Below are 13,416 nucleotides of genomic sequence, written 5' to 3'. Positions count from 1 at the left end.
ACGCGCTCAACCGGCAACCGGCGTCAGGTAGCCGACCAATATTCCGGCTAATACCACCGAAACCATGGTGACGGAGACGAACCCACCGACCAGCATTGGGCCCAGCATATGGTGAGTTAGCATCTGGCGCTCTTTTTCATCATGGGTGAGGGCGTTGATGGCCTCGTTGGTAATAATGTAGTCCGCAGGAAAACCATAAAGCGCGGTCAGGGAGATGGCGAATGACATCGGGCCGCTGACGCCAAGCAGTTTCCCAACCAGCCAGGAGACGATAAACATGCCGATAACAGCTGTGGCGATGAGCACCACCATCGGGAAAAGCAGGCGCAGCAGCATCTCCGGAGTCGCTTTATTCAGCGTATCAAAAATAAATAGCATCAATGCCATGATCGCGAAACCAAAACCGTTAGCTTTATGCAGGGTGTGCTTTTCGAGGAAGCCTAAGGAGGTAAAGACCACGCCAAAAAACAAGCACAGTACAAACGGGCTGATATTGACGATGGGTTTGGCAAGGTCAGCAACAAACCAGGCCAGACAGCCGACCAGCGCCAGACGCAGGAATTTAAAGTAGTTGCTGTTATAGCTGCCGGGGATTTTGCTGAACAGGCGCGGCATTTTCTCTTCCCCGACCGCCAGCATCGCGTGTTCATCCGGGATGTCATCAGCGCGGTGCTCTCCGCTGCGGTAGCGGGCCAGCAGCGTTTTGCCTTCGCGCTGCAGCATAATGGCGGTCAGCGGATACCCGGCAAACCCTTGCATCACGTAGATCAAAATGGCAAACACCGACAGATCGACCAGACCGGCGTTGCTTGCGCCTTGCGACATAATCAACGAGGAAACAATGCCGCCAACCAGCGGAGGAATGGTAACCAGCGCGGTATTGCGGTCAAACATCACCATGCATACCGCAAAAACGGCGGTCGTGATTCCGGCAATACCGGCGAGGGAGATAACCACGGTTTTCCACTGCTGGGCCAGCTCTTTAAGCGACAGCAGAGTACCCATATTGGTGATTAACAGATACATCAGCATTATGGCAACCGGCGTACCGATTCCGGCCCGGCTGATAATATCCGCAGGAAAAAATGTCCAGTAGCCAACCAGAAACAGAACTGCGCAGACAAATACCGAGGGAATCCAGGCTTTTGTGCGGGTAGAAACAACGTCGCCGATATAAAGAATAAAAACAATAATCGACAGTGCGACCATTTGTGACATAAATAACTTCCGTATTATTTATCCCATATATGTTTATGGGACGGGGGGATGTTGTGTTATCAGGTAACTGCGGAACGCGCAGATAATATCTTCGCCATGAGGTTGTTTATGCTTTAGAGGCGTTGATATATATCAAATAATTGAAAATGCGAGAGTTGTCAATTTATATAGGTTTGCTTTTGATGGATGCTCAAAATAACAAGACAGCAATAAATTCCTTTTTCAGAGGAAGTAAGAAAAATCCTGGTTAATGCTATTTGATTAATTTATGAGTTCTGATACTCAATCCTGAGGTCTCTTTTGCCGGACATAGTTAACGAGCGCGCTATTGGTAATTCTGCCGTTCACGCATAATAATGTGTTCACTGAATGTATCTGGCTCTCGGGCCGAGGGGTTAGAAGGATGAAACCATTTCGTTTAGCGGCGCTATCTCTGGCGCTACTTACTGCGTTATCGTTGACTGGCTGCGATGACAGCGGCAAACCACAGGCGGCTGCCCCAGCGGCCTCCACGGCGGCGGATAAAGACAATGCGAAACCGGACAGCGCCCAGTTGGCGGCGCTGGCGGAAAAAAGCAAAGGCAAGGCGCTAACGCTGCTGGATGCCTCGGAAGTGCAGCTTGACGGTGCTGCGACGCTGGTGCTGACTTTTTCTATCCCTTTACAGCCGGATCAGGATTTCTCCCGCAGCGTACATCTAGTCGACAAAAAAAGCGGCAAAGTCGACGGTGCCTGGGAGCTGGCGCCAAATCTTAAAGAGCTACGGTTGCGCCATCTGGAGCCAAAACGTGAGCTGATTGTTTCGGTGGACCCAACCCTGGCGGCGCTGAATAAAGCGACTTTTGACAGCAGCTTCGAAAAAACCATAACCACCCGCGATATTGCCCCAAGCATTGGTTTTGCCAGCCGCGGCTCGCTGCTGCCGGGGAAAGTCGTTGCCGGACTACCGGTGATGGCGCTGAATGTTGATAACGTCGACGTGAATTTTTTCCGCATCAAGCCGGAATCACTCTCCGCTTTTGTCAGCCAGTGGGAATACCGCAATTCGCTGAGCAACTGGGAGTCGGATGAGCTGCTGAAGATGGCCGATCTGGTCTATACCGGCCGTTTCGACCTCAACCCGGCGCGCAATACTCGCGAAAAATTGCTGCTGCCGCTGGCGGATATCAAGCCTCTGCAAGAGCCGGGCGTCTATATTGCGGTGATGAATCAGGCGGGCCACTATAACTACAGCAACGCCGCGACGCTGTTCACCCTCAGCGATATCGGCGTATCCGCACACCGTTACCACAACCGGCTGGATGTCTTTACCCAGAGCCTCGAAAACGGTGCTGCGCAGTCCGACATTGACGTTCAACTGCTGAATGCCAAAGGGCAAACCCTGGCGCAAGCGAAGAGCGATGCTCAGGGACACGTCACGCTGCAAACTGATAAAGACGCGGCGCTGCTGCTAGCGCGCAAGGACGGACAAACTACCCTGTTGGACCTCAAACTCCCGGCGCTGGATCTGGCGGAGTTTTCGATTGCCGGAGCGCCGGGCTTCACTAAGCAACTGTTTATGTTCGGCCCGCGCGATCTCTATCGACCGGGCGAAACGGTGGTTCTCAACGCGTTACTGCGCGATAGCGATGGCAAACCGCTGGCCGAGCAGCCGGTGAAGCTGGAAGTGGTGCAGCCGGACGGCCAGGTGATTCGTTCGACGGTAAGCAAGCCCGTTAACGGTCTGTACCAGTTTACGTATCCGCTCGATAGCGGCGCGGCAACCGGGATGTGGCATATCCGCGCCAGCACTGGCGACAACCAGCCGCGCGAGTGGGATTTCCACGTTGAAGATTTTATGCCCGAGCGCATGGCGCTGAACCTGACGCCGCAAAATGCGCCGATTGCTCCCGCTACTGATGTCAGTTTTGCCGTGACCGGCGCTTATCTGTACGGCGCGCCGGCCAGCGGCAACCAGCTACAGGGCAAGCTGTTCCTTCGCCCGCTGCGCGATGCAGTGCCAGCGCTGCCGGGCTTCCAGTTTGGCGATATTGCCGAAGAGAACCTTTCCCGCAGCCTGGATGAAGTACAGGCCACGCTCGATGAGCAAGGTCATGCGCAAGTGACCACCGCCAGCCAGTGGCAGGAGAGCCACTCGCCGCTGCAGGTAATTTTGCAGGCCAGCCTGCTGGAATCTGGTGGCCGCCCGGTGACCCGTACTGTCCGGCAGCCTATCTGGCCTGCCGACGCGCTGCCGGGCATTCGTCCGGAATTTGCCCTGAAAGAGATTTACGACTATCGCACCGACAGCACCATCAAGCAGCCGGTGGTGGATGAAAACGGCAACGCCGCGTTTGAGATCGTCTATGCCGATGCCAAAGGCGAGAAGAGGGCGGTCTCCGGGCTACAGGTCAGGTTGATCCGCGAGCGCCGCGACTACTACTGGAACTGGTCTGATAGCGAAGGCTGGCAGTCACAGTTCGATCAAAAAGATCTTCAGGAAGGAGAAGAGTCGCTGGATCTTACTGCCGGGCAAACGGCAAAAGTCAGCTTCCCGGTTGAGTGGGGCTCTTATCGACTGGAGGTCAGAGGGCCGGACGATGTTGTCAGCAGCGTGCGCTTCTGGGCCGGATACAGCTGGCAGGATAACAGCGATGGCCAGGGAGCCGCACGCCCGGACCGCGTTACCATGAAGTTGGATAAACCAGCCTATAAACCGGGCGATACCATCAAGCTGCACATTGCCGCTCCGGCAGCCGGTAAAGGCTATGCGCTGGTGGAATCAAGCGAAGGGCCGCTGTGGTGGCAGGAAATTGACGTTCCGGCAGAAGGCATGGATTTGTCGATTCCGGTGGATAAAGCCTGGAATCGCCACGACCTGTATCTCAGCACCCTGGTGATTCGTCCGGGGGATAAATCACGCTCCGCGACGCCAAAGCGGGCTGTGGGTCTGTTGCATCTGCCGCTCGGTGATGAAAATCGCCGTCTGAATCTGGCGCTGGAAGCGCCGGATAAAATGCGCCCGAACCAGCCGCTGACGGTTAAGGTTAAGGCCAGCGTCAAAGAAGGCGAGACGCCGAAACAGGTCAACGTGCTGCTCTCCGCCGTGGATAGCGGCGTATTGAATATTACCGACTATGCGACGCCGGATCCGTGGAATGCTTTCTTTGGCCAGAAGCGCTACGGCGCAGATATTTACGATATCTACGGTCAGGTCATTGAAGGACAGGGGAGGCTCGCCAGCCTGCGCTTCGGCGGCGATGGTGATGAACTCAAGCGCGGCGGTAAACCGCCGGTCAATCATGTGACGATTATCGCCCAGCAGGCGCAGCCGGTGGTGCTGGATGAGAAAGGCGAAGGCACGGTAACGTTGCCGATTGGCGATTTTAACGGCGAACTGCGGGTGATGGCCCAGGCGTGGAGCGCTGATGATTTCGGCAGTAGTGAAGATAAAGTGATCGTTGCAGCGCCGGCAATTGCCGAGCTGAACATGCCGCGCTTCCTCGCCAGCGGAGATACTACTCGCCTGGCGCTGGATCTCAGCAATCTGACCGACAAGCCGCAAACGCTCAACGTTGCGCTGAACGCCAGCGGTCTGCTCCAGCTTGAAGGCGGGGAAGTACCGCCGGTACAGCTGGCTCCTGGCGCGCGCAGCACTTTGTTTGTGTCCGTTCGCGCGCAGGACGGTTTTGGCGACGGCCAGGTGAACGCCACTATCAGCGGTCTGGACCTGCCTGGCGAAACCTTCACCCCGATGCAAAAACAGTGGACGCTGGGCGTGCGTCCGGCGTTTCCGGCACAAACCGTGAATTCCGGCGCGGTATTACAGCCCGGTGAAAGCTGGCAGGCTCCGGTGACGCAAAGCCAGGGCTTCTCGCCCGCCACGCTGCAAGGGCAACTGGTATTCAGCGGTAAGCCGCCGCTGAATCTGGCGCGCTATATTCGTGACCTCAAAGCTTATCCCTACGGCTGCCTGGAGCAGACCACCAGCGGGCTGTTCCCGTCGCTCTATACCAACGCCGTCCAGCTAAAAGCGTTGGGGATCAGCGGAGACAGCGATGAAAAACGGCGCGCGGCGGTGGATATCGGCATTTCGCGCCTGCTGCAAATGCAGCGCGATGATGGCGGTTTCGCCCTGTGGGATAAACAAGGACCGGAAGAGTACTGGCTGACCGCTTACGCGATGGACTTCCTCGTGCGAGCGGGAGAGCAGGGCTATAGCGTGCCGACGAATGCTATTAACAACGGCAACCAGCGCCTGCTGCGTTATTTACAGGAACCGGGGCTGATGACCGTTCGCTATAGCGATGATGCCCAGGCCAGCCGCTTTGCTGCTCAGGCCTATGCTGCGTTGGTGCTGGCGCGGCAGCAAAAAGCACCGCTCGGCGCGCTGCGCGAAATCTGGAATCGCCACGAGCAGGCGCGTTCTGGTCTGCCGTTGTTGCAGTTAGGCGTTGCGCTGAAAGCGATGGGCGATGCGCCTCGCGGTGACGAAGCTTTGAATCTGGCAATGTCTACGCCGCGTCAGGATGCAAATCGCTGGCTCGGCGACTACGGTAGCGAGCTGCGCGATGATGCGCTGAAGCTGGCGCTGCTGGAAGAGAACAAGCTGCTACCGGAGGCGCAAAACAGGCTACTAAGCAACCTGGCGGAAGAGGCTTATGGTCAGCGCTGGCTCTCAACGCAGGAGACCAACGCGCTATTCCTTGCCGGGCGCTCGTTGCAGGACGTTCCTGGCAACTGGCAGGTACAAACCTCGCTGCAGGCCGAACCGCTCTCCGGTGACAAAGCGCAAACTCGCAACCTGACCGGCGACCAGCTGGCGGCGCTGCAGGTGACCAACACCGGTCAACAGCCGCTGTGGCTACGTCTCGACAGCAGCGGGTATCCGCAGAGCGCTCCACAGCCTGGCGGTAACGTGCTGGGTATTGAACGGCAAATTTTCGATACTCAGGGTCAGCAGAAACCGCTCTCTTCACTGCGCAGCGGTGAGCTGGTACTGGTGAAGCTGGAAGTCACAGCCAAACGCAACGTACCGGACGCGCTGGTGGTTGATTTACTTCCGGCAGGGCTGGAGCTGGAAAACCAGAATCTGGCCAACAGCAGCGCTAGCCTGCAGGAGAATGGCGAGGTGGTGCAGAATCTGCTCAACCAGATGCAGCAGGCGGATATCCAGCACATTGAATTTCGCGACGATCGTTTTGTCGCTGCGGTGGCTATCAACGAAGGACAGCCGGTGACCCTGGTTTATCTGGCGCGGGCGGTGACGCCGGGGACTTATCAGGTTCCGCAGCCGCAGGTGGAGTCGATGTATGTGCCGCAATGGCGGGCAACCGGCGCGGCCAGCGGCCCGTTAACCGTCGCCCCGTAAATGCGCGGATTGAGTGGTATAAAACGCCGCTGGCGCTGGCTGGCGGCGTTCTTTTTTCTGCTGTGGCTTGCGGTGCTGGCAGCTGACAGACTATGGCCGCTGCCGCTGCATGAGGTTACGCCCGCAAGGGTTGTGGTGGCGGAAGACGGAACGCCGTTGTGGCGCTTTGCCGATGCGCAGGGCGTCTGGCGCTATCCGGTGACGCTCGGTGACGTCTCACCGCGCTATTTGCAGGCGCTGATCCAGTACGAAGATCGCTGGTTCTGGGATCATCCCGGCGTCAATCCCTTTTCTATCGCGCGTGCCGCCTGGCAGGATCTGACCTCCGGTCGGGTGATCTCCGGAGGCAGTACGCTGACCATGCAGGTGGCGCGTCTACTCGATCCTCATCCGCGTACTTTTGGCGGCAAGCTGCGCCAGCTATGGCGGGCGCTACAGCTGGAGTGGCATCTGTCGAAAAGCGATATTCTCACGCTATACCTCAACCGGGCGCCGTTTGGCGGCACGTTACAGGGCATTGGTGCGGCGAGCTGGGCCTACCTGGGTAAACCGCCCGCGCAGTTGAGCTACGGCGAAGCGGCGCTGCTGGCGGTACTGCCGCAGGCACCAAGCCGTCTGCGTCCCGATCGTTGGCCCGAGCGGGCTCAGGCAGCGCGCGATAAAGTGCTGCTGCGGATGCAGAGCCAGGGCGTGTGGCCTGAAAAACCGGTGCGTGAAGCTATCGAAGAGCCAGTGTGGCTCTTTCCACGCCAGATGCCGCAGCTGGCGCCGCTTTTTTCCCGCCGCGCGCTGGCGAGCAGCCGTGAAGATAAGGTAGTGACGACGCTGGATGCCGGGCTACAGCGGCAGCTGGAAGATCTGGCGTTAAACTGGAAATCGCGCCTGCCGCCGCGCAGCTCGCTGGCGATAGTCGTGGTTGATCATACTAATATGAAGGTGCGCGGTTGGGTGGGATCGGCGGATATTGCCGATGATAGTCGCTTTGGCCACATTGATATGGTGGCGGCGATTCGCTCACCTGGTTCAGTACTTAAACCATTTGTTTATGGCATGGCGCTGGATGAGGGGCTGATTCATCCGGCGTCTTTATTGCAGGATGTCCCGCGTCGTTTTAGCGACTACCGGCCGGGCAATTTTGACAGTGGTTTTCATGGGCCGGTGAGCGCCAGCGAAGCGCTGGTTCGTTCGCTGAACCTTCCGGCGGTGCAGGTACTGGAGGCGTACGGGCCGAAGCGGTTTGCCGCTAACCTGCGCAACGCTGATCTGCCGCTGATGCTGCCAGCGGGCGCGGAGCCGAATCTGTCGCTGATCCTCGGCGGCGCCGGGGCGAGGCTGGAGGATATCGTGGCGGCGTATAGCGCATTTGCCCGTCACGGCAAGGCCGCGCGCTTACGTATCACACCGAACGCCCCGCTAGTGGAAAGACCGCTACTGTCGCCGGGCTCAGCCTGGATTGTGCGGCGTATTCTTGCTGGTGAAGCGCAGCCTGTTCCTGATGCATCGCTGGTGCAGGTGGTACCGCTGGCGTGGAAAACCGGCACCAGCTATGGCTATCGCGATGCCTGGGCGATCGGCGTTAATGCCCGCTACCTGATCGGCATCTGGACCGGGCGACCCGATGGCACGCCGGTGGTCGGGCAGTTTGGCTTCGCCAGCGCGGTACCGTTGCTTAATCAGGTGAATAATATGCTGCTGGCGCGACCCGCGATGGGCCGCGGCGGATTGCCGACCGACCCGCGTCCACCGTCGGTCAGCGCCGGGAACATTTGCTGGCCCGGCGGGCAGCATTTAGCGTCAGGAGATGCGAACTGTCGCCGACGGTTGGCAACCTGGCTGCTGGATGAGAGCCAGCCGCCGACGCTGCTGCTGCCCGGTCAGGAAGGGATTCGCGGTATTCGTTTCCCGGTATGGATGAATGACAAAGGGCTGCGGGTGGCGGCAGATTGCCCCGGCGCGGTGGAAAAAAATATCGACGTCTGGCCGCTGCCGCTCGAACCCTGGCTCCCCGTTGGCGAACGGCGTCGCGCCAGACTGCCTGCAGTATCGGCTGATTGTCCGCCAGTACAAACCGCGGACCCCGCGCCGCTGGTGCTATCCGGCATTCGCGAGGGATCGGTGATTAAACGCCTGCCCGGTGAGCAGAAGGTTATGCTACCGCTGCAAACGACCGGCGGGGAAGGGCGGCGCTGGTGGTTTCTGAACGGCGAACCGCTGGTGGTGGAAGGCGTTAACGCAACCCTCAGCCTGGAACGCCTCGAAAATTATCAACTGGTGGTGATGGATGAGGCCGGGCAAATTGTTGCCGCGAATTTCACCGTACAATAAGCGGAGCTGTCATAGATTGGTCGGATTTGTTGTTTAAGGTCGCTTTTTTTTAAAAAAATGTTACCTAAACACATAGGCAACCGCTGTAGATGATGATTATAATTCGCGCCGTATTTATCTGCTCATCTGCAAAACAGAACAACACATATAAGAGGTTATCATGGCTATTGAACGTACTTTTTCCATCATCAAACCAAACGCGGTGGCAAAAAACGTTATTGGCGGCATCTTTTCTCGCTTTGAAGCTGCAGGGTTCAAAATTGTCGGCACCAAAATGCTGCACCTGACCGTTGAGCAGGCTCGCGGTTTTTATGCTGAGCACGAAGGCCGCCCATTCTTCGACGGCCTGGTTGAATTTATGACTTCCGGCCCGATCGTCGTATCCGTGCTGGAAGGCGAAAATGCGGTTCAGCGTCACCGTGACCTGCTGGGCGCAACCAACCCGGCGAACGCGCTGGCAGGTACCCTGCGCGCTGACTACGCTGACAGCTTCACCGAGAACGGCACCCACGGTTCTGATTCTGTTGAATCTGCTGCGCGCGAAATCGCGTTCTTCTTTGCGGAAGGCGAGGTTTGCCCGCGCACCCGCTAATCCTCGTCGTCTTTTCGACCGTCGCGGTGTTGGCTGCGCGCGTTCACCCCGGTCACATAGTTATCTATGCTCCCGGGGCTTCACTTGCTTGCCGCCTTGCGACAATCGAAAATCCTTAGAGGATTTGCCTGGCAGTTACAGATTTTTTCATCATTGCTTCGTGCAAGCGTGGTATTGATGCGCCAGACTTTGTAGAATACAGCGCCCCGGACGAGCAGTTGCTCCCGGGGCGTTTCTTTTTCAACCCTCCAGGGGCCATAACGTGTAATAACGAGGCCGGGATCAATTATGTCTGAACAAATAGTCACACCTGATAGCGCCGCTCTGACGGTGCCGAACAAAGATGCCAAAATCAACCTGCTGGATCTGAACCGTCAGCAGATGCGCGAGTTTTTCAAAGATATGGGCGAAAAGCCTTTCCGCGCCGATCAGGTGATGAAATGGATGTATCACTACTGCTGCGATAACTTTGATGAGATGACCGACATCAACAAAGTCCTGCGCGGCAAACTGAAGGAAATCGCGGAGATCCGCGCACCCGAAGTTGTTGAAGAGCAGCGCTCCAGCGATGGCACTATCAAATGGGCGATTGCCGTTGGCGATCAGCGCGTTGAAACCGTGTATATCCCGGAAGACGATCGCGCCACCCTGTGCGTCTCTTCCCAGGTTGGCTGTGCGCTGGAGTGCAAATTTTGCTCTACGGCGCAGCAGGGCTTTAACCGTAATCTGCGGGTATCGGAAATTATCGGCCAGGTCTGGCGTGCGGCGAAAATTGTCGGCGCGGTGAAGGCAACGGGCGTGCGTCCGATCACCAACGTGGTAATGATGGGGATGGGCGAACCGCTGCTGAACCTGACCAACGTGGTTCCGGCGATGGAAATCATGCTCGACGACTTCGGTTTTGGCCTGTCCAAACGTCGCGTGACCCTGTCGACTTCAGGTGTGGTACCGGCGCTGGATAAGCTTGGCGATATGATTGACGTTGCGCTGGCGATCTCCTTGCACGCGCCGAACGACACCATTCGTGACGAAATCGTACCGATCAACAAGAAATACAATATCGAGACCTTTCTGAACTCGGTGCGTGGCTACATTTCGAAGTCCAACGCCAACCAGGGCCGCGTGACTATCGAATACGTTATGCTGGATCACGTCAATGATGGTACCGAGCATGCGCATGAGCTGGCCGAACTGTTGAAAGATACACCATGTAAGATCAACCTGATCCCATGGAACCCCTTCCCGGGCGCGCCGTATGGCCGTAGCTCCAACAGCCGTATCGACCGTTTCTCCAAAGTGTTGATGGAGTACGGTTTTACCACGATCGTGCGTAAAACCCGTGGCGATGACATTGATGCCGCCTGCGGCCAGCTGGCGGGTGATGTCATCGACCGCACCAAGCGCACGCTGCGTAAGCGTATGCAGGGTGAAGCGATCGACGTTAAGGCAATCTGATAAATGATGCAGCGCGCAACCTGGGTTGTGCGTTGCATATTTATGTTGAATAGCCGGGCGAAATACACTGGTTTGGTTAATAATTACGGTGCGTTTTTGTCGACTTTGAGGCAGTATGTAGCGGTACAACAACCGCTTAGCATTCAATATTGATAAGTCTCTGTGATAGTACGTCATACGGCCTTATACTGTTTGTCTGACGTTGAGCAGATGTCTCGCGGCGCGGGGTTACCGGCGCTGAACTTTAAATTTCACGTACCAGTAATTGTAGCGAATGAATACTGAAGCCACTCAAGACCATCAAGAAGCAAACACCACGGGCGCGCGTCTGCGTACGGCCCGCGAACAACTCGGACTCAGCCAGCAAGCGGTGGCAGAGCGCTTATGCCTGAAGGTTTCCACGGTTCGTGATATTGAAGACGATAAGGCCCCAGCCGATCTAGCTTCAACCTTCCTGCGCGGCTATATCCGTTCTTATGCTCGCCTTGTGCACATTCCCGAAGAAGAACTGCTGCCAATGATGGCAAAACAGGCTCCCATTCGCGCGGCAAAAGTTGCGCCGATGCAGAGTTTCTCGCTGGGCAAACGTCGTAAAAAGCGTGATGGCTGGCTGATGAGCTTTACCTGGCTGGTCCTGTTTGTGGTGATCGGACTCAGCGGCGCCTGGTGGTGGCAAGACCACAAAGCGCAGCAGGACGAGATCTCCACCATGGCCGATCAATCTACCGCTGAGCTGAATTCTGGCGATAATAATAGCCAAAACATTCCTCTGGATAATGATTCGGCGAATTCTGCACCGGACGCTGTTGCTAACAGCGCGCCGGTAGAGACTTCTACTGCGCCAGCGGCGTCAACCCCGGCTCCGGCCCCGGTAGATAACAACGCCGTTGTTGCGCCTTCTCAGGCGAATGTCGACACTGCGGCAACTCCAGCGCCTGCAGCGGTAAATCCAACCTCTCCACTACCTACCGATCAGGCAAACGTTGCCGCTACGGCGGCTTCGGCTCAGGATCTGGTGCTGAACTTCTCCGCTGATTGCTGGCTGGAAGTGAGTGATGCTACCGGTAAAAAGCTGTTCAGCGGTTTGCAACGTAAAGGTGGTAACCTGAATCTGAGCGGTCAGGCACCTTATAAGCTGAAAATTGGTGCACCGGCAGCAGTACAGATTCAGTATCTGGGTAAACCCGTCGATTTGAGTCGTTTTATCAGAACTAACCAGGTTGCGCGTCTGACCCTTAATGCCGAACAATCACCGGCGCAGTAATAGACGGGTAACGCGGGAGATTTTTCATGCATAACCAGGCTCCGATTCAACGTAGAAAATCTAAACGAATTTACGTTGGGAATGTGCCGATTGGCGATGGTGCACCTATCGCCGTACAGTCGATGACCAATACTCGCACCACTGACGTGGCGGCGACAGTCAATCAAATTAAAGCGTTAGAACGCGTTGGCGCAGACATTGTCCGTGTTTCCGTGCCGACAATGGACGCGGCTGAAGCATTCAAGCTTATCAAACAGCAGGTTAATGTCCCGCTGGTTGCCGATATCCACTTTGATTACCGTATTGCGCTGAAGGTTGCGGAATACGGCGTCGATTGCCTGCGTATTAACCCAGGTAATATCGGTAATGAAGAGCGTATTCGCATGGTAGTGGACTGTGCTCGCGATAAAAATATTCCCATTCGTATCGGGGTGAACGCCGGTTCTCTGGAAAAAGATCTCCAGGAAAAATATGGTGAACCGACGCCGCAGGCGCTGCTGGAATCTGCCATGCGTCATGTCGATCATCTCGAACGTTTGAACTTTGATCAGTTCAAAGTCAGCGTAAAAGCTTCCGATGTATTCCTGGCTGTTGAATCCTATCGTCTGCTGGCGAAGCAGATCGATCAGCCTCTGCACCTGGGGATCACCGAAGCCGGTGGCGCCCGCAGCGGTGCGGTGAAATCGGCTATTGGCCTCGGTTTGCTGCTTAATGAAGGCATTGGCGACACCCTGCGTGTTTCGCTGGCGGCGGATCCGGTTGAAGAGATCAAAGTCGGATTCGACATTCTGAAGTCTCTGCGCATTCGCGCGCGCGGCATTAACTTTATTGCTTGCCCAACCTGCTCGCGTCAGGAGTTTGACGTTATCGGCACCGTTAATGCGCTGGAGCAGCGTCTGGAAGATATCATTACGCCAATGGATATTTCGATCATTGGCTGCGTGGTAAACGGTCCTGGTGAGGCGCTGGTATCTACGCTCGGCGTAACCGGCGGCAATAAGAAAAGTGGCCTGTACGAAGATGGCGTACGTAAAGACAGGCTGGATAACGACGATATGATCGATCAGTTAGAAGCGCGTATCCGTGCCAAAGCATCGATGCTTGATGAAGCGCGTCGTATCGATATTCAACAGGTTGAAGCAAAATAACGTGTTGGGAAGCGATACGCTTCCCGTGTATGATTGAACCTGCGGGCGCGAGGCGCCGGGGTTC

Annotated in this window: 7 protein-coding genes; 6 read left to right on the top strand and 1 reads right to left on the bottom strand. The window is 56.5% G+C overall.

Annotated features, from left to right (window positions below; all coding sequences use genetic code 11):
- Nucleotides 1-6 precede the first annotated feature (6 nt).
- Nucleotides 7-1,218: a hypothetical protein gene (locus tag HV127_RS28765; RefSeq protein ID WP_182207545.1), complete on the bottom strand. Its 1,212-nt coding sequence runs from the start codon at nucleotides 1,216-1,218 to the stop codon at nucleotides 7-9.
- Nucleotides 1,219-1,621: 403 nt separating this feature from the next.
- Here HV127_RS28765 and HV127_RS28760 point away from each other — a divergent pair, with 403 nt between their 5' ends.
- From HV127_RS28760 to ispG, 6 genes are all read left to right on the top strand, one after another.
- Nucleotides 1,622-6,568: an alpha-2-macroglobulin gene (locus HV127_RS28760; protein ID WP_182240399.1), complete on the top strand. Its 4,947-nt coding sequence runs from the start codon at nucleotides 1,622-1,624 to the stop codon at nucleotides 6,566-6,568.
- Nucleotides 6,569-8,893, top strand: coding sequence for a peptidoglycan glycosyltransferase PbpC (gene pbpC / locus HV127_RS28755; protein WP_182240397.1), 2,325 nt, complete (start codon nucleotides 6,569-6,571; stop codon nucleotides 8,891-8,893). It begins immediately after the preceding gene.
- Between the two features lie 160 nt (nucleotides 8,894-9,053).
- A complete protein-coding gene (gene ndk / locus HV127_RS28750) occupies nucleotides 9,054-9,485 on the top strand; it encodes a nucleoside-diphosphate kinase (protein ID WP_004114414.1) in 432 nt (143 codons plus the stop codon).
- 288 nt (nucleotides 9,486-9,773) lie between these two features.
- Nucleotides 9,774-10,940 carry a bifunctional tRNA (adenosine(37)-C2)-methyltransferase TrmG/ribosomal RNA large subunit methyltransferase RlmN gene (locus tag HV127_RS28745; RefSeq protein ID WP_112215468.1) on the top strand — a complete coding sequence of 389 codons (1,167 nt, stop codon included), beginning with the start codon at nucleotides 9,774-9,776 and terminating at the stop codon, nucleotides 10,938-10,940.
- Between the two features lie 274 nt (nucleotides 10,941-11,214).
- Nucleotides 11,215-12,204, top strand: a complete 990-nt coding sequence (gene rodZ, locus HV127_RS28740; protein WP_182240395.1) for a cytoskeleton protein RodZ — start codon at nucleotides 11,215-11,217, stop codon at nucleotides 12,202-12,204.
- A 26-nt stretch (nucleotides 12,205-12,230) separates the two neighbouring features.
- The gene (gene ispG / locus HV127_RS28735; protein WP_182240393.1) at nucleotides 12,231-13,352 is read left to right on the top strand and encodes a flavodoxin-dependent (E)-4-hydroxy-3-methylbut-2-enyl-diphosphate synthase; all 1,122 of its coding nucleotides are present in this window, start codon (nucleotides 12,231-12,233) and stop codon (nucleotides 13,350-13,352) included.
- Nucleotides 13,353-13,416 lie beyond the last annotated feature (64 nt).

It is taken from the genome of Klebsiella sp. RHBSTW-00215 (assembly GCF_014103785.1).
Taxonomy (GTDB): Bacteria; Pseudomonadota; Gammaproteobacteria; order Enterobacterales; family Enterobacteriaceae; genus Klebsiella.
Note: the sequence above shows the minus strand (reverse complement) of the source record. Positions and strands in the feature narration are given on the sequence as shown.

Bases quoted from the DNA above. Each gene is read 5' to 3' on its own strand.
- HV127_RS28765 (WP_182207545.1), bottom strand. From the start codon at position 1,218: ATGTCACAAATGGTCGCACTGTCGATTATTGTTTTTATTCTTTATATC.
- HV127_RS28760 (WP_182240399.1), top strand. From the start codon at position 1,622: ATGAAACCATTTCGTTTAGCGGCGCTATCTCTGGCGCTACTTACTGCG.
- pbpC (WP_182240397.1), top strand. From the start codon at position 6,569: ATGCGCGGATTGAGTGGTATAAAACGCCGCTGGCGCTGGCTGGCGGCG.
- ndk (WP_004114414.1), top strand. From the start codon at position 9,054: ATGGCTATTGAACGTACTTTTTCCATCATCAAACCAAACGCGGTGGCA.
- HV127_RS28745 (WP_112215468.1), top strand. From the start codon at position 9,774: ATGTCTGAACAAATAGTCACACCTGATAGCGCCGCTCTGACGGTGCCG.
- rodZ (WP_182240395.1), top strand. From the start codon at position 11,215: ATGAATACTGAAGCCACTCAAGACCATCAAGAAGCAAACACCACGGGC.
- ispG (WP_182240393.1), top strand. From the start codon at position 12,231: ATGCATAACCAGGCTCCGATTCAACGTAGAAAATCTAAACGAATTTAC.